A 19,952-nucleotide genomic window follows, 5' to 3' on the forward strand; every position below is an offset into this window, starting at 1 on the left:
TTTTCTATAATGAAGAATTTGATAAAGGGACTTATAGGCATTGTATTTGTCCCTCTCGTTTTTATTGGCTGTACATCTTCCCCTAAAAAAGGACAGATCATTACAGATCCATCAGGAAAACGTATATTCATACCACAAGAGCGTGTTAGTTTTCAGCGCCCCATTCCTCCTAAAACCGTTCCTTATGCTTATAACAACTGGATTGCAGTTGCAGATCATTTACGTCGCGTACGTGAATATGAAGTCTTCTTAGAAAAAAATGGCGTGGGCAATATCATTCCTAGCTTTGAACTCATGCGTACTGCACGTGATTGGCAAAAATGTGGTCGCGAGCAATACATGGTACCAAGCCGTGAGCTGTGGGCCAATCAGGTTCCAACGCTTCGTGTATTTAAGTACTTAATTGCAGCCAACGTACTCACTGACTTTAGCGTGACCTCTGTCTACCGTGACTTACCCTTAAACCAATGTGCTGGTGGGGCAAGCTCTTCACGCCATCTATATAACTCAGCCATTGATTTCCGTATTGGGCCTGAATATCCACAACCTGAAGATTATGCATTTATTGAAAACTCAAAATTCAAATTGTGCCAATTCTGGTCACAACATGGACAAAGCTTAAACATGGGATTGGGCTTATATGCATCTGGACAAATTCATATTGATACCCAAGGTTATCGTACTTGGGGGCCTGATTTGAGTAGTCGTAGCTCAATGTGTAATTACTAATAAATGACAATGTCATGATATAGCCTCTTCGGAGGCTATTTTTTTGTGTATATACACAGAGATCCACTTCAAAAAATTGCGCTTCAGCTGGAAAGGTTTAAAATGTCTGTATCAAAAATAAGGTGCTTAAGTTATGCAACAAATGTGGACAAACATTGATACGTATATCGATTCACATTTAATTCCAGAAGATCCGATTCTGACTCAAACATTGAAACATACAGAAGAACGTGGCTTTCCAGATCACCTTGCTGTTGCACCCAACCAAGGTATGCTTTTGCAAATGCTCATTCAAATGAACAAGTGCAAACGTGTGTTAGAGCTTGGAACATTTGCGGCCTATAGCACTATGTGGCTCGCTCGTGCCTTACCCGAAGATGGTTATATTCTGACCATTGAAGGCCGTGATACACATGCTGCTTTAGGTCAAGAAAATATAGATCGTGCTCAATTACCGCAAACAATCGATCTTAAATGTGGTCGCGCAGCAGATATTTTACGTTCTCTGCCAGAAGATACTGAAGCTTTTGACTTTATTTTTATCGATGCAGATAAACAAAGCTATCCTGAATATTTGGAACTGAGTTTGAACCTTTCACACTCAGGTACAATTATTGTTTTAGACAATGTGATTCGTGCAGGTGAAATCTTAAATCCAGAGAATCACAAGCCAAGTATTGAAGGTATTCGGGACATGTTCCGTGCAATGCAAGACCATCCGCGTCTATTATCCAGCACAGCTTTACAAACGATTGGCAGTAAAGGCCATGATGGCTTTGCTATCGCAATTGTAAAATAAGGTAATTGTATAAAAAATATTCTTTTGTTTTTATTTAATCAAAAACAATAGTTTACAAATATTAGTCACAAAGTTATCCACAGTAAGTGAGGATAACTTTGTCTATTATTTATACCGAAAATTCAATAAATAATTAACCTTAATTAGATCAAGTTTACTTTACAACAAGTAAAGGAACTGTTGAGTTACGGAAAATTGTCGTCGTAATACTTCCCAAAAAGAATTGATGAATTTTACTGTGGCTAAAAGCGCCTAATACAATCAGTTGAATCGCATGTTCTTGCTGATAGGCCAAAATATTTTCCGCTACATCACCATATCGATACTCAGTGACCACATCCAGTCCAGCATTTTGCAGATATTGCAACGGCTCATTTAAAATTTCAGGATGATCGCCAACATAGAGCAAATGGCATTGTAATAAGCGTAGTAAATCACTCTGCGCAATACGCTTCATAAGATCTACACAAGTTGGAGAATATTCGTATGCAAAGATAAAACGTGTCGGTGGTTTAAAACTTGAACCTACTGTCATTACAGTACATTTTGCACCGCGGATGAAGTTTTCAACATTACTACCCATCGGTTTATTGCGTTCTGCAGAACGTTCACCTACACGACCGATAACAACTATGTCATCACTTCGAAGTTCCTGAAAACTCTGTTCTAAAAAATCGCCTTTCAGCTGAATATGTGCGGGTTGTAAGTCATGCTGATTATGGATAAGTTCTGAAATGTGCTTCAGCAAGTTATTACTATAATCTTGTGCCAGTTCACTTTGTTTTTGTTCTAGCTCTGCCAGCTCTTTTAAAAGCATGGCATTACTTTCGAAACCAATCACGCCACTAATTTCGCCCAAGTGGTAACTGGCTGGATAGTAATCCAGTACTTGAAGTAAAACCAGTTCACGCTGTGTTTGTTTGGCAATCCAAACTGCAGCTTCTGCCAATGCATTAATACATGGCGAAGAGTCTATACAAGCAATAACACGCTTCATCATTAGCCTCTCTTGCTTTTTTGGGGCTATCTGTTGTTGTTATATTTAAACTATCACAAGTTTTTGCGACTGTGCAGGCTTTTGTGTATGTTTTTCCCAGCTTGCACCCGTCTTTTTTCGTATTTAATCCCGAAAACGAATAAATTTTGCAGGATTTCCCCCCATAATACTGCGAGCTTCTACATCTTTGGTCACCATGCTGTTCATACCAATTACGGCTTGTTCATGAATGGTCACTCCATCTTTTATGCCAACATGAGCACCTAGCCATACATCACGTCCTATTTCAATGCCCTGCGAACGTACAGGTTGCTGGTAAATAGGCTGCTCTAAGTCCATACCATGATCAAACGCATATAAATGACTATAAGCTGCTATACGGACTTGATCATGCAATTTAATTCCTGCTCGGCCCCCATCTAAAATACAGTGATGGTTAATCGCGACTTCGTTGCCAATCACCAATGGTCCATGTAAGGTACAATCCGCCGCAATAAACGTATTATCGCCAATTATAATTTTACGACCCGGCTCAGCAAAGATATGTGCCAATGGAGAAATAAAACAGTTTTTGCCAATTTCTACTGTTTCCATCGCCATCAGATAGGTTTGATACTCCTGTTGCCACTGCTCTGCCCATTCGCGGTTTTTGGGTTTTAAGCTCCAATACAACCACGGCATGTAATTTAAACGGTGCTTATGTTGTTCACGGTATTTGAGTAGAGGGTCTTGCTCAGTCATGTTGTATGTCTTCAATCACTTTTAATTGCTCACGGCCACGGCTGACATCTTGGATTTTTAAAGTCAGTGGCTCAATTTGATGAACTTGCAACAGTGCTATTACACTTACACCAGTTGCAGTATATTCCTCAGTATATTCAATTTGCTGCTGGCTCATTTCGTATTGAAAAATGGCCCACTCATTAAACTGACAGCTAAAACTTACTTTTTTCTTTTCAATTAATTCAATTTTTTCTGCCAGTAGCAAGCACTGCCCAGCACAGCCCCCATAAGCACGTACCAAGCCCCCTGTGCCTAATTTGATGCCACCATACCAACGATTGACTAAAACTAAAATATTGGTCAGTTCATTGCCTTCAATGGTGGCTAATATTGGGCGCCCTGCTGTACCTGACGGTTCACCATCATCATTAAACCGTACATGATGGCCAATTTTCCATGCCCAACATTGATGTGTTGTGCTCACATCTTTGTTTAATTCTAAAAAATCTTTAACGTCCTGTTCATTTTCAACAGGCACAGCAATCGCTTGAAAGCGACTTTTTTTAATGTCTTCTTCAAAGCTGACCTGACTGGCAATGGTAAATGGCATAACGTCTACAAAGTAAAATCAAAGCGCCTAATTATAACGTGTTTTTATTTTCGGCAGAGATGAAAAAGCCCCCACGTGCGGAGGCTGTATAAAAACAAAGCTAACTTAGTGTAGATTAACGCTCACGTAATGCTTCGCGAGCTTTGTTAAACGGTTTAACCAGATAATCCAATACTGTTTTTTCACCCGTACGAATATCTACTGTAGCCACCATACCCGGTGTAATCGCAAAGCTTTTGCCAGCCTTATTCACTAATTTATCACTGTCTGTACGAATATAAACACGGTAATAGAACTGATCTTGCTTTACTTCATCACGCAATGTGTCAGGTGAAATGACCGTCACTTTGCCTTTTAAACCACCAAAAATTGAATAATCATAAGCGGTAATTTTTACTAAGGCTTCTTGGCCCGGATGAATAAATGCAATGTCTCGTGGTGAAATACGCGCTTCAACCAATAGCTGTTCATCAAGCGGTACAATGGTCATCAGCTTGCCATTTTGTGGCACAACACCACCTAAAGTCATCACATCAATTTCTTTTACTACACCACGTACAGGTGATTTAAAGATCGTACGACTTAAGGTATCTGACTTACCACGGACTACTTGTTGTTGCGTTTCCACATCCGTATTGGCTTTAGACAATTCTTCGCGCGATTTCACATAATATTGATTTCGCACATCATTCATTTGGTTACGTAATTCATTGGCACGGCTTTTTAAACGAATGACTTCAACTTCACTGGCTGCACCTTTGGCAACAAGTGGCGCTGTCATCGCCAGTTCTTCTTCAATCAGCTGTAAAGATTGCTTCAAACCAGCCAGTGATTGTTCAAGGTTATCACGACGGCTTTGGTAAAGCGCCGTTTCTTCACGTACTAATTTTGGATCACGCTGTACCTCGGGTGGAAAACTTAAAGGCGTACCATTTACTTCTGCACGTAAACGTGCAGAGGTCGCACGTGAAGCAATCAGTAAGGATTCCGATTCCCCTACATTCGACTCTAAACGTGTTGGGTCCAATTGTGCTAGCACTTGACCTTGCTCCACAATTTGGCCTTCACGCACGTTCATTTTGGTAATAATACCGCCTTCTAAAGACTGAATAACTTGCTCTTTCGAAGAAGGAATAACTTTACCTGTGCCCGTTGAAACTTCTTCTAACTTAAACAACCATGCCCAAACCAATATCACCAATAAGCCAATACAAATAATCCAAATAATCAGACTTGCTTTAGGTAATGGTGGCTCTTGATACGAAACTTTGTTTGAGCGCTGTATTTCTTGATTATTTTCACTCATGTGCTTGCTCCCGTACCGCGGTTTTGCGCACCACCAGATTGGTTAAGGATTTGGTCACGTGGACCATCCATCACAATTTTTCCGTCATTGACCACAATAATTCGATCAACCAACTCCAACACAGCACGACGATGTGTTGCCACAATCATCGTTCTATTGCGTAGGTAAAGCTTCAAATGATTGATCAGTTGCTTCTCAGAAACATCATCAATCGCTGCTGTTGGTTCATCTAATAATAAAATATTCGGTTGACGAATTAATAACCGTGCAAGGAGTAAAGCTTGGCGCTGACCGCCAGAGAAACCAACGCCACCTTCCAAAATAATATGGTCAAGACCTTCTTTTTTCTCTTGAACAAAAGCCAATGCACCTGTGAGCTGTAATGCTTGCATCACTTGCTCATCCGTTGCTAAAGGCGCACCCAATGTTAAATTTTCACGAATAGAGCCGTAAAATAGTTGCGAGTTTTGGTTCAATAAGCCCATGTCACGACGTACATCTGACGGATCAATTAAACCTAAATCAATGCCATCAAGTTTGACCTTGCCTTGAATAGGTGTTTGCATTCCGGATAGCAATTGCAATAATGTGGATTTACCCGCACCGTTACGACCTAAGATTGCAATTTTTTCACCTGGTTTAATTTCTAGTTTTGGAATGACTAAGCTAGGACGTGGGTCATCCTCACCATATTTGAATACCACACCATTTAGCTCGTAGTTACCCTGAATGACTGGACGATGCACTAAATGTGAATAATCAGGTTGATCGACTGAACGCTTCATTAGTTCGTCTAGACCTGTTTTTGCCACTTTGGCTTGTTGTAAGCGTCCCAATACACCAGTGAGCTGTGAAATAGGTGCTAGCATACGTGAAGATAAGATTGAACAAGCAACCAATGCACCTGTAGTCATCTCACCTTTCATTACAGCAAAACACCCCACCAAGACCACAATCGCAAAAGCCAAACCTTGTACTTTTTGCGTCCATGCACTCATCAGACCCACAATTTTACGTTGTTCCATGCTGACACTGGCAGAGACTTCGTTCATGTGGTTCCATTGATTTTGGAAGCGCGATTCTGCACGTAATAACTTGATATCTTCAATACCTTGTACAGCTTCTACCAACATGGCATTACGAATAGCCGATTCACGCATACCCATTTGCGCCAAGCGAGCCAAAGGTTTTTGAGCAAAAATACCTGGTAAAATCATTAAAGGTACAATTGCTACCATCACCCAAAATAGGTTGCCACCAATCAGCCAGAAAATTCCTAAGAATAGGAAAAAGAATGGCAAATCTGCAATAGCAGTGACCGTGGTTGAAGTGACCAGTTCACGTACACCTTCAAGTTCACGAATTTGTGAAATAAATGTACCTGTAGATTTTGAGCGTTCATTATTTTTAATACGTAATGCATGGCCAAATACACGGTCAGAGATACGTAAGTCTGAACGCTTACCAATAATGTCGGATAAGTGAATACGTGCAACACGTAAGGCAAACTCAAAGATGGCTGCAATAAGGACGCCACCCGCCAATACCCACAGCGTTGGAATAGACTGCGATGGCACTACGCGGTCGTACACGTTCATCGAGAACACAACGGTTGCAAGCGCTAAAATATTTGCCATTAAAGAAGCAAACATAATATCGATATAGCGCTTCCAGTCTGTCAATACAATTGACCAAAACCAGTTCTTTTCAAATGGCTTAATGTACTCATCGACGCGCATGTCTGGAACTGATGATTCAGGGCGCAAAATATAAATATTTCGTACACCATGACTTAGGCGCTCAATTGGAAAAACTTGAGATAAGCCCTCATCTCCACTCAATTGCACACTGGCATTACCATCTACGTCGATACGTTCGATAATCCCAACTTCACCACTATTAAACTCAATCAGCAACGGCAAGCGCCACGGATTTAAAAAGCTACTATCAAATTTATTTTTACGTACATTGAGGCCGATTTGTTTCGCCATGACCCCAAGCATTTCATCTACATTGGCATGCTGGTTCCAATCCAATTGTAAACGAATACGTTCTTCTGAAGGTTCTATGCGGTAGTGCTTAGCGATGTTTAACACCGCTTGAAGCCACGGCTGATAATTTATTGTAGTACTCATGGCTGGACTTCAAACCCCTGAATAGTCGTATTATTTAAATCGTAAGTCGCACGTGTACGTCCTGTCACCTGTATGTATTGCACAAGTGCTGCATAAACATCGTACTGAGAAGAAACGATTTCTTGAGCTGCGCTATGAATGGCCTGTTCTGCGTTTAATAAATCAACTACAGTTCGCGTGCCTAGCTTATATTGTTCTTGGTAGAGTTCTTTGGTACGCACGGTAGTCTCACGACGTTGTACCAAAATAGACATTTGACGCTTTTTATTTTCAATTTGTTCTCGAATTAAACGTACTTGATCTAATACTTCTAAATAAGATGTATTGACCTGTGCACGCGCTGCTTCTTCAGCATAACTCGCTGCACGAGTTTGCGCTGCAATCGCCCCGCCTTGATAAAAATTACTGCTTGCTTCAAGCATGATGGAATTATAGAAACCATCATCCTTGTTATTATTTGGATTACGACCATTTACCGCTTGGCTTAAACTGCCACGCACATTAATGGTTGGATAAGCACTTAATTTGGCTTGTTGCTTTTGAAGTTTAGCGACCTCCACCCCAGATTGCGCCAACATCATATTTGGAATTCGAGTGAAATCAGGATCTTGATACAGTTCTGCTTTACGTACCAATTCATCTGGAATATCCCACTCAACATTTGATACATCAAAACCGAGTAAAGTTCTAAGGCGTTGTTGATATTGCTTTAACTGCGTTTCTTGCACAACTAAATTCGATTCAGCCGCTTCTAAATTGGACTGTGCTTGAATTGGATCGGCTTGGCTACTAATCCCGGCTTTCGCACGTAGGTTTGCAATTTCAGCAATTCGCCCAATGCCCTTAATCTGTTGTCGTGCAATGTTTGTAATTTCTTGATAGCGTTTAGCATTAACAATCGCACTTGCAACATCATAAGAAATTTCATCTAAAGTGACCAAAACGCGAGCTTGTTGCTGTAGCATTTTGGCTTCTTCAATATTTACGCCACTCTTCACTTTACCGAAATCATAAAGCATTTGTGTCGCATTCAATGAAACAACCTGACCACCACGCTCACCTTTGGTTAGATCAGCTGTTTCCAACCCACCAGAAAGTTGAGGATAGTATTTAGATTTTGCTAAATCGATATTTGAAGCCTGTTCTGCAACAGACGAAATAGATTGCGTGATTTCTGGGCGTCGCTGTACAGCAATATGTACAGCTTCTTTAAAACTTAATCGACGAGGCGTAATATTTCCATATTGTGTTAGCGGTGCATTGTCTGCACGTCCAATAATTGGAAGTTCAGAAACACGTGATGTATCGAGTGGAAATTTACTAAGCTCGGTAATGTCTATTTTATCGGCTGAACGAGTCGGCTTTGGTGAAAAAATCTGACTTATTCCGTCTTTAAAAGAGTGTAAATAATCTTTGCTTGTTGATTCCGCATGTACCATAGATATAGAGAATGGTAAAAGCAAAATAACAAAGCCCCCTCTTTTAGTTATCATATTTTATGATGCCCCCAGTCCTTTCTACTTTTATTGACGCTCTTTTGAACAATTCTATTTTTTAATCAAGTGTATACTGTATCAGCAAATATTTTTATCTTTTTACTGATTATTCTTATTATTCTAATTAGGAAAAAACCTCAAAACAATGACATAAGTCACATTTTTGAGGTTTTTTATGTATCTAAACGGTAAAGTCATCTCCAAGATAAACTTTCCGAACAATTTCATTATCTAAAATTTCAGTTGGCGATCCTTCAGCAATCACAGCACCCTCGCTCACAATATAAGCATGCTCGCAAATTGCTAAAGTTTCACGTACGTTATGATCCGTGATTAATACACCAATTCCGCGGTCTTTTAAGGTGCGGATAATGTCTTTAATATCACCCACCGAAATAGGATCGACACCCGCAAAAGGCTCATCCAACAACATAAACTTCGGATCGGCAGCCAAAGCGCGTGCAATTTCAGCACGACGACGTTCACCACCAGATACACTCATCCCTAGAGAATCTTTGATATGCGTGATTTTAAAGTCGGCCAATAGCTCTTGTAAGCGTTGCTGACGTTGTTGCTTGTTTAAATCTTTACGGGTTTCCAAGATTGCCATAATATTTTCAGAAATCGTTAGTTTTCTAAAAATTGAGGCTTCCTGCGGTAAATAACCAATTCCCTTACGTGCACGCTCATGCATTGCTAAATCAGACAGATCTAAATCATCTAAATGAATTTCACCTTTATCCATACGTACCAAGCCCACCACCATATAAAAACTGGTGGTTTTACCTGCGCCATTCGGACCCAGCAAGCCAACGATTTGACCACTTTTCATGCTAAAGGAAACGTCTTTAACAACCCAACGCTTACTATAGTTTTTGGCTAAATGCTTAATGCATAAAGTCTGTACCTTATGAGCAGATTGATCCATTAATCACTTGCTCCTGGGAATGATTTAGCACTTGATGGCGGAATAACAATTTTCACACGACCACTTTCAGAACCTGTTTTATTTGGTGTTCCTTCGGCAACAATATCACCTTTGTTCATGCTGTATTTGAGATTGGCACCACGTATAGATGCACCTTCTTGCTCTAATAAAGCATTACCAGATAAGGTAATAATCCCAGTTTCGGCATTATAGATAATCTTTTGCGCTTGGCCTTTGGCTGGGCCTTTGGCTGGATCAGTTTTTTGCTGGAAATACGCTGGGCTACCCGAAGCAGTAATTGTGCTAATCTTACGACCACTGTTGAGGTTGGCAACAATCGAGTTAGCCTGCAATTTCATGCTACCTTGCTCAATAATTACATTGCCCGAATACGTGGTCACACCTGTTTTTTCATTAAAGGTTGCACGGTCTGCCACCAATGAAATGGGTTGGTTACGATCCGAAGGTAAAGCGAATGCGCCGACAGAAACGACAGCCAATGAACCTAATAACGCAACTCGCTTTAAGCATGCTGTTGATAATTTTGACTTAAGATTTAGGTTCATACTTTCCTCGAATATTAAAAAATTCGTACTGCCCATCATTTAGATTTGCTTTAAGTCCATTACTGACGAACTCAGCCTGTGGAGATTGCACCAAAACTTGTTTGTTGGTTTCAATTTCACGGGTTTTAGGGAATGCAGTCAACTCGTCTGTTGTAAATTGCATTTGCCCTTCAACCATCAATTTGGTTGCCTTTACCTGATCTTTTAGCACAACTTTCTCATTATCATTATAGCCATTGGCTGTTTTTGCAAAAAAAGTCGCGTCTACTTGACCATTTTTATACGTAGAGGCGTTTAAATTTGATAACTGCGTGGTTTTTTGCTGTACGTTCTGTTCAAGCCGATCAACTTGAGCACGCACATATAAGTTACCGTTTTCATCAGTTTGAGTCAGATGAATATTGTCAGCAGAATAATTCATACTGCGTGATGATTCAGCCTGTAGTTTATTGCTTTTACCACTGTAGTAGTAATAACCACCGCTTACAGCTGCAATTGCAATAGCAGTCACATATAAAAATTTTGTATCCATAAGCGGGGCATTTATCCACATTTAATGAATGTTTAGATGATTAATTCGGGGCACTTGCATATTTTTCAAGGAGTTCCTGATAAACACCTTTGGCTACCAACAACATATCGCAAATTTCACGTACCGCACCACGACCACCTGTTGCTTGTGTCACTAAATCAGCACGACGGCGAACTTCGACATGACCATTTGGCACAGTCACTTTCATACCCGCGATCGCAAAAGCAGACAAATCAGGCCAGTCATCACCCATGTATAAGCAATCTTGTGGGTCAAGATTCAGCTGCGCACATGCTTCACGAAGTGCTACACCTTTGTCTTCGCGGCCTTGGTATACCAAGTCCACACCCAAAGCAGACATACGTGTTTCAACAATATTACTCTTACGACCCGTAATAATGATGACTTTGATTCCTGCTTGTTGAACCAATTTCATTCCTAATCCATCACGGATATCGAATGATTTCAGCTCGTCGCCTGTATTGGTCAGTGTTACAAAACCATCACTTAAAATACCGTCTACATCTAACACCAGCGCACTGATATGACGCGCTTGCTCTAATAACACGTAAGATGCCATTAATTAATTTACCCCAGCTTGAATCAAATCATGCATACCAATCACACCAATGACTTTATTTTCATCATCAACAACAACAAATTGGTTAATTTTCTTCATATTCATTTGCTCAAGTGCTTCAACAGCACGAGCTTCTTTTGAAATAGTTGAAGGATGCTGAATCATAACCTCTGATACAGGTAAATTCACATCAAAACCTTGTTGCTTATCAATGAGACGACGTAAGTCACCATCTGTAAAAATACCCAACAACTTGTCATTGGCATCTACAATTGTGGTTAAGCCTAAACGTTTATTTGAAATTTCGTACAACACCTTATTCATTGGTGTTTCTGGCAATACTTTTGGTAACTCATCACCCGTATGCATTAAATGTTTTACATGCAATAGTAAACGCTTACCTAAAGCACCTGCTGGGTGCGAACGTGCAAAATCATCTGAGGTAAAACCACGCGCTTCAAGCAACGCAACCGCTAAAGCATCACCTAAGGCCAAAGTAGCTGTGGTACTTGAAGTTGGGGCTAAACCGAGTGGACACGCTTCTTGAATATCACCTAAAGTTAAAGCCACATCTGCATTCTGTGGCATAGGGCCACGGTCATGACCTGAAATAGTAATGAGTGGTACACCCACATGCTTAATGAGTGGCATAAGCATCATAATTTCATCACTCTTACCTGAGTATGAAATCGCAATCAGCACATCACCTTTTACCAACATGCCCAAATCACCATGCCCCGCTTCACCTGGATGCATGAAAAATGAAGGCGTACCCGTAGAAGCAAAAGTCGCCGCCATTTTACGGCCAATATGACCTGACTTGCCCATGCCACTGATAACTAATCGACCTTTACACTGCAAAATGATTTCACAGGCTTTACTAAAGCGATCATCTATTTCATTCGCCAATACTTCTAATGCATGGCGCTCGATGCTCAGTGTTTCTAGAGCTGTTTTTTGGAAATCAATTTGATTTGGCATATTTTGTGGATTCAAAGTCGGTTTACCTTTTCCACTCACTCCCAATGAATGGGTCGGAGTTGTTGTCATAAACTAAGAATAATTTTGGCTATTTTAACATATCTCAAGAAATTGAACGTTTCTAAATGTTCAACTTTTAAAGCTTTGGACGGGGTTTTAACAAATTTAAGCAAAAAAAAACCTTAGTCCGTAGACTAAGGTTTTTTTAAATTCTGGAGCGGGAAAGGAGACTCGAACTCCCGACCCCAACCTTGGCAAGGTTATGCTCTACCAACTGAGCTATTCCCGCTTTATGGAAACGAATTATAGTGAATATTTCATCACTGTCAATACTATTTTTACTCGTTTGCTGAATTAATCAGCGCGACGCCATACTGTACCTTGGCGTGTATCTTCCAATACAACCCCTTGATCTAGCAAAGATTGACGAATTTCATCTGCACGCGCAAATTCTTTCGCCTTTTTCGCATCGACACGTTGCTGAATTAAATCTGCTATTTGCTCTTCAGACAAGCCTAAAGCTTCTTGACCAATATCTGACTTTAAGAATTCATCTACATTGTACTGCACTAGGCCTAATACATTGGTCAAATGACGTAAAGTTGCGTAGTAGATTTCAGCTTGAGTCGCATTTTCTTCTTTAACAGCAGTATTGAGCGCTTTGTTAATTTCAAACAATACCGCAATCGCTTCTGCTGTATTAAAGTCATCACGCATGGCTGCATTAAAACGCTCAACCAATGCTTCATCTAAAGTTTCAACCAGTTTATCGCCATAAAGTGCTTGATAAGCCTTAAATGAATGGTAGAAACGTGTCAGCGTGGTTTTCGCTTCTTTAAGTGCAAAGTCAGAGAAGTTCACAGGGCTACGATAGTGTGAAGAAACAATAAAGTAGCGAATCACTTCTGGATGGAATTTCTCCATCACATCACGAATAGTGAAGAAGTTACCCAATGACTTCGACATTTTTTCGCCATCTACATTAATGAAACCTACGTGCATCCAATAGTTCACATATTGTTCACCTGTAGATGCCTCAGATTGTGCAATTTCGTTTTCATGATGCGGGAAGGTTAAATCTGCACCACCGCCATGAATGTCAAAATGGTTGCCTAAGCAGCATGTAGACATGGCTGAGCACTCAATATGCCAACCCGGACGACCATTGCCCCAAGGTGAAGCCCACGACGGTTCATTTTCCTTGGCATGTTTCCAAAGTACGAAGTCAAATGGATGCTTTTTCTCAACTTCAACATCTACACGCTCAGATGCACCTGCTTGCATATCTTCAAGCTTACGACCAGATAAACGACCATATTTTGCAAATTTTTCAACTTCAAAATAGACATCACCGTTAGCAGATGGATACGCTGTGCCTTTATCGACCAAATTACCAATCATATTTTGCATTTGATCGATGTAGTCTGTTGCGCGTGGTGCTTCGTCAGGGTGTAAACAGCCTAAATTTTCTGCGTCTTCATTCATCGCTTGAATAAAGCGATCAGTTAAAGCCGTAATACTTTCACCATTTTCATTGGCGCGCTTAATAATTTTGTCGTCAATATCGGTAATGTTACGTACGTATTTAACATTCCAACCCTGACTGCGCAAAAAGCGAATAATATAGTCAAATGCAACCATTACCCGAGCGTGACCGATATGACAATAGTCGTACACGGTCATACCGCAGACATACATATCGATATGACCTTCTTTACGAGGTACAAATTCAACTTTTTTACGTTGCTCTGAGTTATATAGAACAAAAGGTTGCATAGCTTTTCAAAATGTTTCTACGAAATGATAGCTCATCTTAACCTAAGCACTATTTTTCATAAAGTTTTCACAGAAAAAAATAGTTCCTCAATTTTCCTACTTTTGCATTTATGGTTGTGTGGCTTATAAATTGTGCATGAAATTTTGTGTAAATTCCAAATCTGATGATGACATAAACAAAAATATAGCTACTTAAAACACATCACGCTTTGAGTAAGCAATAAAGTTTATTTTTTTGAGCTCCTTCTTCATTGGCCTTAAATATCACAACACCTACATGAAACGACGAAGTTTTTGAAGACCTATATCCTTAGTATTTATATGGATTTTATTTATTAATTTTTTATGCGTTCTGTCGACTAAAATTCAATTTCCTCCATTTTTCTCCATAGTTTTCAGCTAATCTTACCCAAAATTACATTTGGTATATCCAATAATGAAATGCATGCCAACCTCATTTAAATACAGCGCATTGAGCTGTGCACTTTTTGCAATTTCGCCAGCACTTTGGGCAGTCGAAGCTGAGCCAACAGCTACTCCGCCTTCAGCTCCAGCGGTGCAAACATTATCTACAATGACTTTTCAGGTCGCTAAAGAACCTGTGGTAGTGAAAGATCCTGATATAAGTGCAGTCGCAAAAACAGTAATTACACGCGAAGAAATGGAAAAGTTTGGCGATCAAAGTGTCAATGATGCTTTACGCCGTGCCGCTGGCTTCCAATTACCTAGTCCAGGTCAAGGTCCCCGCGGTGGCAACGGTAGCATGCGTTTCCGTGGTGGTGGTGCTCCAGTATTTTTGATTAATGGTGAACCCGTTCAGGGCGGTCCACGTGGCGGTACATCTATCGTCGATAGTATTACCCCAGACATGATTGAGCGCATCGAAATTGTAAAACAACCCAGTGTTGCACAAGCCTCTGTTGCAACATCTGCGGTCATTAATATTATTTTAAAAGAGCCATTAAACAATACCTTAATCAGTGGCTCTGTTCGCGCAGGATACGGTTTAGCCAAAGCCAATAGCAAAGAAGAAGAACGTAAAAATATTGGCATTCAACTGGATGGTCGCTCAGATCCTTGGATGTATAGTTTATCTGCAAATAGTTCATGGAATGACACCACATCTGTAAGCAAAACTATCAATGCAACGGGCGCAACAACTACACAAACTCGCACCACCAACCGTAGCTCGCAAATGCTTGCCCCGCGTGGCGAATACCAAATTGATGATCAACAAAAATTGGTTGCCGAGCTGTTTTATCGGAATAACGAAAGCGAAGGTAATGCTCAAGACCAAATTCAAAATGATAAAAATGACAGTATTCGTTTAAATACACGCTATGAACGTAAAGACAAAGGCAACTCAGACAAAATTCGCTTGTCTGTAGAACAGCAAAATGAGTCTGAATCAACGCGTTCAAGCAAACGCCAAAGTTATATTGACGAGCAAATCAATGAATATGGTCTTGCTTATGATGGTGTGCGTAAATTTAACGAAACCAAGCAAATTAAATTTGGTACAGATCTTCGAAGCAGTGAACTTGAAAGCAATATTACACAAACACTCGACGAGCAACGCTATGCTTTATATGCCGAAGGTAGCTGGAAATTTACCGATCGCCAAACCATTACTTTAGGTGCACGCCAAGAATGGATCAACCGTTCTGGCTTAGTAAGTTATAGCGACCAACACTTCAGTCCTGTGCTTGCACATCGCTTCGACTTTACTGAACAATGGTCTTTACAAACCAACCTTAGTCAGGCGTTCCGTAGCCCAAGATCTGAACAACTAATGCCAACTGTTTCCGTATCTACCGATGTAGATGCTGGCTCATTAAACAATCCAGACCGAGGTGGTAACCCATTTTTACGTCCAGAAAAAATTAATGCCTATGAAACTACTTTAGGTTACAACACACCCGCTGGTGGTGTGAATTTGACGGCTTACTATCGTCAGATTAATGACTATATTGAAAATAGTATACGCAGTGAAAATGCGCAAGGTGGTGTTTGTACAACAGCCAATGATCCAAGCTGTCGTTTTGTAGAACGTCCAACCAACCAAAATGATGCAACCACATACGGCGTTGAACTTGCTGGACGTTATGCTCTTAAGCAAACCGATAACGGGCATTCATTTATGTTAAATGCACAACTATCGACAGTTCGTGCGGAAATTGAAGAAGAAAACGGAACAAAACGCCTTGCAAGTGATGTTGCACCATACACAGCCAGTACTGGTGTGTCATATAACTACCAACCTTGGCGCGTTGCAAGTAGTTTAAATATTAACTACACACCTGAATATACTCGCCTGTTAAATAACAGCAGCAGTGTAGAAAACTATAATCGCACGCGTAATGAACGTGTAAATGTCGACTTGAGCTTTACCAAACGTTTTGATAACAACTGGTCAGCGTCATTAAACGCACGTAATATTTTCAGCACGGACTACAAAGAACGTTTAGTGAAAATTAGCGATGGTAGCTTATACCAAGCACGTTTAAATGAATCTATTCCAAGCTATATGCTTACTGTAGAGAAAAAATTCTAATCGTCATTTAAATCGCATTAAAAAAAACCAGTATCTGGGATGCTGGTTTTTTTATTTTTATATACAGATTGTTCTAAGTAGAATATCGTGTATTCACTTTGAACGCTGGAATTCGGCTGTGCATAAGTTAAACGTCAATTTTAATATGCTTGAGTAAAGATGCAATACGTGCCGTATGTGCTTTATTGCCACGCTTTTCCATAACGACTGTTTCTAAGCGCCATAGATATTCAAAAATTTCTGATTCACTCGCCTCTGACTTAATGAGCATAAAAATTTTAGGCAAGAATTCATCGTACTCATCACGCATAGCTGGTCTTGATCCAATGCTGAGCGGATCCCAATCCTTTAATAAAATTTTATGGATCGCGTGCAATAAGCTCGCATCGCGATTCTGCTCAACCTCTCTGCGCATACTTTCTTCTCTAACTTTTATTATACTATTCATATATTTATATTTATTAATTCACCTTAAGTCAATCTTAAGAGATGAAATTGTGCGTTCATATTAACAGTTGCACTTTTAATTCCAATTCGCTTAGCTGACATCAGTAGCGCACTTTTTCGCCACTTCATGTATTTAAAATACATATACACTTGTGCTTAATTCTTTATATTCTTAAAACCCTATAAAAATTGTGCCATTTTTCAAGTCAGTGCATCTTCTACATTACATAATCCTTTCATAGCCTTTAAAATAACAGATACATAGATGCTTACACTTTTTATTTTGAGCCGAGCACGTTACATTAATCACCTCTCCTATTCATGCAGATAAAATCATGAGTACAGTATTTTCAGACACCATTTATGCCATTCAACACCTTGCCTTTGAAGATCTCGGTAGCTTTGAAGATGTCTGCTATCAATTGGGTTATCGTGTACGTTACTTTGAAGCAGGTGTAGATGATCTGCGTAAAGCGCTAGAGCATGAAGGCCTCACCATTATTTTAGGTGGCCCTATTGGCGTATACGAAATAGAGAACTATCCTTTCTTACAACAAGAAATAGACTTACTCAAAGTTCGTTTAGGAAAAAATCTACCCACTTTGGGAATTTGTCTGGGTGCTCAATTAATTGCTCACGCCTTGGGTGCTCGTGTATATGCAGGTCCTGTCAAAGAAATTGGTTGGTCTACACTCACCATTCATCATACTGACAATAATTTTTTAGCGCTTTTAGCTGATCAACCTGTACTTCATTGGCATGGAGATACTTTCGACTTGCCAGAGCAAGCGACCCTACTGGCAAGTTCCGAATACTATCCAAACCAAGGTTTTTCAGTTGGGCCTAAAATTTTAGCACTACAGTTTCATTTAGAAGTGCTGAGCAACAGCTTAGAAAAATGGCTGATTGGTCATACTTCAGAGCTCGCTCAAGCTAAAATTAATATTCCTGCGCTACGCCAAGAAAACACTACTCACGCGCCACATTTAGAAATCGTTGCAAGCGAAATATTTAGTCAATGGCTTCAAGCACTCAACCCAAACTGTTAATTCACGCTCTATTGGCATCAGTTTTAACTTAGTCTTGCTTTAAAGTTTGCCTCACCTGCCACTTTACGAGGTGAGGCAAACGAAATTTGATTAGATTAAATAGATACATCTCAGTGAAAGCTCCACGCAATAAATGCTTTATTTTTCATATTAAAGCGCCTATAACATCAGCAACCACAAAACATAAGACCAACCGTTATGACTGCGCTCATTAGTATTGCCCTGATTCATCTATTTGCGTTAATGAGTCCTGGACCTGACTTTTTCTTTGTTACGCAAAGTGCAATTCGTCAATCACGTTCACATGCGCTGTGTGCAGCTCTAGGGATTGCGTTGAGTATATTGGTTTGGTCGATTTGTGCTGTGAGCGGATTACATTATCTCTTTCAAAAAATGGCATGGCTTCAGCAGGTTTTAATGATTTGCGGTGGAATCTATTTATGCTATTTGGGTGTGCAACTTTTAAAGTCTGCTTTTAAACCAGCAACAGAGAATGCATCTGCACAAAATGAGATGCCAAATGCATTAAAATCTCGTAAAAAATTACTATTACAAGGTTTTTTAACCAATATGGCCAATCCTAAAGCTTTGGTTTATTTCAGTAGTGTATTTGCTCTCGCTATTAATACGGATGCCACACTTTTTCAACAAAGCTCTGTACTGGCCTTGATCTTTTTTGAGAGCTTATTATGGTTTGCCTTAGTTGCAGTATTATTTTCCACCTCTAAAATTAACCATTACTATCAAAAAATAAGTCAAAAAATTGATGGCATTACTGGCGGAATATTTTTTAGCTTTGGTTGCATGCTGATTTTAAATCGTGATTAAGTTAAACAACTCCCGTAAACCAATAAAAAAAGCACCTCATAATAGAGGTGCTTTTTTTATGCTTAGATGACCTAATACAACATAAACATCAGGCTTTATTTTGTAGCAGGTACAGAAGCTTCTGTAGTAATGTTCACAGTAATTTTGTCACCTACGTTAGGTAGGTTTTATTTTAATATATAAAACAATTATTTAAAAAACTTTGGTGTAGACTTGGTGTTTTTACTGAGTTATCCACAGATAAATTAAAGTTTATTAAGCCTATTTTAGTTTAAAAAAGCCCTTAGGTGAGGGCTTTTTTATAGGCATTCGCCAACTTCACGTCATAACTATTCTTTGCATAAGCACTACCGTTATATCCACGAGCAAAGGCTTTCCAGTCTTTATTTTTTAATGAATTGACCAGGCCATTCACTTTGATATAACGACACATGGCTTCTAATTGCGAGGCTTCATCTTTATACATGGCATTTACAAAGGCCTGTAAAGATGCATACCCTAGCGACTGCCAGTGATAACCCATTACCTGCCCAATGCCCCATGATGCAGACTCTAATGCAGATGCACGATGGTATTGTGTCGCTACATTTAAACGCCCGTGTTGGGCTGAATATAATCCATAGCCACCAGCTGTTTTACTACATAAATCTGGTCGCTTAATCATCATTTGATCTGCAATCTCTACTTGGCCATTCGCTATCAAACGTTGTCGCATTACATGGCGTTCAAATAGAATCACTGGTGTATTGTCCGTATTAAAGCCCGAGCCTTTACATTCAACTTCGATCACTGCACGTAATACGGCGCTTTCAACACCTAATTTTTTGGCTTGATCTTCAATTTGGGATGGGATTAATTTTTTATTCATTTCACTTTCCTTCAGGCATAAAAAAAGCGCCTATAGGCGCGCAGACAT

At 39.9% G+C, this 19,952-nt stretch carries 19 protein-coding genes, 1 tRNA gene and 1 pseudogene; 5 read left to right on the forward strand and 16 right to left on the reverse strand.

What is annotated here, in order from left to right:
- Nucleotides 1–9: 9 nt before the first annotated feature.
- Both D9K81_RS04290 and D9K81_RS04295 read left to right on the forward strand, forming a co-directional pair.
- Complete coding sequence (locus tag D9K81_RS04290; RefSeq protein WP_120373394.1) at nt 10–729, forward strand: D-Ala-D-Ala carboxypeptidase family metallohydrolase; 720 nt, start codon at nt 10–12, stop codon at nt 727–729.
- Nucleotides 730–862: 133 nt separating this feature from the next.
- Entirely contained in the window at nt 863–1,528 is a 666-nt protein-coding gene (locus D9K81_RS04295; protein WP_120373395.1) for an O-methyltransferase, read from the forward strand.
- A 154-nt stretch (nt 1,529–1,682) separates the two neighbouring features.
- Here D9K81_RS04295 and D9K81_RS04300 read toward each other — a convergent pair whose 3' ends face one another.
- The 13 genes from D9K81_RS04300 to cysS all read right to left on the reverse strand — a co-directional run bounded on the left by D9K81_RS04300 (nt 1,683) and on the right by cysS (nt 14,158).
- The gene (locus D9K81_RS04300) at nt 1,683–2,525 is read right to left on the reverse strand and encodes a universal stress protein (RefSeq protein ID WP_120373489.1); all 843 of its coding nucleotides are present in this window, start codon (nt 2,523–2,525) and stop codon (nt 1,683–1,685) included.
- A 123-nt stretch (nt 2,526–2,648) separates the two neighbouring features.
- Complete coding sequence (locus tag D9K81_RS04305) at nt 2,649–3,266, reverse strand: acyltransferase (protein WP_120373396.1); 618 nt, start codon at nt 3,264–3,266, stop codon at nt 2,649–2,651.
- Nucleotides 3,259–3,858 carry an IMPACT family protein gene (locus D9K81_RS04310; protein ID WP_120373397.1) on the reverse strand — a complete coding sequence of 200 codons (600 nt, stop codon included), beginning with the start codon at nt 3,856–3,858 and terminating at the stop codon, nt 3,259–3,261. Before D9K81_RS04310 ends, D9K81_RS04305 begins: the two co-directional genes overlap by 8 nt.
- Nucleotides 3,859–3,973: 115 nt before the next feature.
- Nucleotides 3,974–5,164 (reverse strand): HlyD family type I secretion periplasmic adaptor subunit, encoded by a 1,191-nt coding sequence (locus D9K81_RS04315; protein WP_120373398.1) that lies wholly within the window; start codon nt 5,162–5,164, stop codon nt 3,974–3,976.
- Entirely contained in the window at nt 5,161–7,299 is a 2,139-nt protein-coding gene (locus D9K81_RS04320) for a type I secretion system permease/ATPase (RefSeq protein ID WP_120373399.1), read from the reverse strand. The genes D9K81_RS04315 and D9K81_RS04320 overlap by 4 nt, the downstream gene beginning before the upstream one ends.
- Complete coding sequence (locus D9K81_RS04325) at nt 7,296–8,792, reverse strand: TolC family outer membrane protein (RefSeq protein ID WP_120373400.1); 1,497 nt, start codon at nt 8,790–8,792, stop codon at nt 7,296–7,298. The genes D9K81_RS04320 and D9K81_RS04325 overlap by 4 nt, the downstream gene beginning before the upstream one ends.
- Nucleotides 8,793–8,976: 184 nt before the next feature.
- Nucleotides 8,977–9,723 (reverse strand): LPS export ABC transporter ATP-binding protein, encoded by a 747-nt coding sequence (gene lptB, locus D9K81_RS04330; protein WP_120373401.1) that lies wholly within the window; start codon nt 9,721–9,723, stop codon nt 8,977–8,979.
- The gene (gene lptA, locus D9K81_RS04335; protein ID WP_120373402.1) at nt 9,723–10,289 is read right to left on the reverse strand and encodes a lipopolysaccharide transport periplasmic protein LptA; all 567 of its coding nucleotides are present in this window, start codon (nt 10,287–10,289) and stop codon (nt 9,723–9,725) included. Before lptA ends, lptB begins: the two co-directional genes overlap by 1 nt.
- Complete coding sequence (lptC, locus tag D9K81_RS04340; protein WP_120373403.1) at nt 10,273–10,821, reverse strand: LPS export ABC transporter periplasmic protein LptC; 549 nt, start codon at nt 10,819–10,821, stop codon at nt 10,273–10,275. The genes lptA and lptC overlap by 17 nt, the downstream gene beginning before the upstream one ends.
- A 40-nt stretch (nt 10,822–10,861) precedes the next feature.
- The gene (locus D9K81_RS04345) at nt 10,862–11,401 is read right to left on the reverse strand and encodes a KdsC family phosphatase (RefSeq protein ID WP_120373404.1); all 540 of its coding nucleotides are present in this window, start codon (nt 11,399–11,401) and stop codon (nt 10,862–10,864) included.
- Between the two features lie 3 nt (nt 11,402–11,404).
- Nucleotides 11,405–12,382, reverse strand: coding sequence for a KpsF/GutQ family sugar-phosphate isomerase (locus tag D9K81_RS04350; protein WP_120373490.1), 978 nt, complete (start codon nt 12,380–12,382; stop codon nt 11,405–11,407).
- A gap of 213 nt (nt 12,383–12,595) precedes the next feature.
- Nucleotides 12,596–12,671, reverse strand: a tRNA-Gly gene (locus D9K81_RS04355).
- Nucleotides 12,672–12,736: 65 nt separating this feature from the next.
- Nucleotides 12,737–14,158 carry a cysteine--tRNA ligase gene (gene cysS / locus D9K81_RS04360; RefSeq protein ID WP_120373405.1) on the reverse strand — a complete coding sequence of 474 codons (1,422 nt, stop codon included), beginning with the start codon at nt 14,156–14,158 and terminating at the stop codon, nt 12,737–12,739.
- 436 nt (nt 14,159–14,594) lie between these two features.
- Between cysS and D9K81_RS04365 the strand changes: the two genes are divergently transcribed.
- The gene (locus D9K81_RS04365) at nt 14,595–16,712 is read left to right on the forward strand and encodes a TonB-dependent receptor plug domain-containing protein (RefSeq protein WP_120373406.1); all 2,118 of its coding nucleotides are present in this window, start codon (nt 14,595–14,597) and stop codon (nt 16,710–16,712) included.
- 127 nt (nt 16,713–16,839) lie between these two features.
- Here D9K81_RS04365 and D9K81_RS04370 read toward each other — a convergent pair whose 3' ends face one another.
- On the reverse strand, nt 16,840–17,127 hold the full coding sequence (locus tag D9K81_RS04370) for a hypothetical protein (protein WP_120373407.1): 288 nt from the start codon (nt 17,125–17,127) through the stop codon (nt 16,840–16,842).
- 367 nt (nt 17,128–17,494) lie between these two features.
- Between D9K81_RS04370 and D9K81_RS04375 the strand changes: the two genes are divergently transcribed.
- Nucleotides 17,495–18,208, forward strand: a complete 714-nt coding sequence (locus D9K81_RS04375) for a glutamine amidotransferase (protein WP_120373408.1) — start codon at nt 17,495–17,497, stop codon at nt 18,206–18,208.
- A 198-nt stretch (nt 18,209–18,406) separates the two neighbouring features.
- On the forward strand, nt 18,407–19,036 hold the full coding sequence (locus tag D9K81_RS04380; RefSeq protein WP_120373409.1) for a LysE family transporter: 630 nt from the start codon (nt 18,407–18,409) through the stop codon (nt 19,034–19,036).
- 95 nt (nt 19,037–19,131) lie between these two features.
- Here the strand turns inward: D9K81_RS04380 and D9K81_RS18635 are convergent.
- Nucleotides 19,132–19,200 (reverse strand): annotated as a pseudogene (locus D9K81_RS18635) (YceI family protein); the annotation flags it as partial.
- 119 nt (nt 19,201–19,319) lie between these two features.
- A complete protein-coding gene (locus tag D9K81_RS04390; protein ID WP_121523123.1) occupies nt 19,320–19,904 on the reverse strand; it encodes an N-acetylmuramidase family protein in 585 nt (194 codons plus the stop codon).
- Nucleotides 19,905–19,952: the final 48 nt, after the last annotated feature.

This window comes from Acinetobacter chengduensis (assembly GCF_003664645.1).
Lineage (GTDB): Bacteria > Pseudomonadota > Gammaproteobacteria > Pseudomonadales > Moraxellaceae > Acinetobacter > Acinetobacter chengduensis.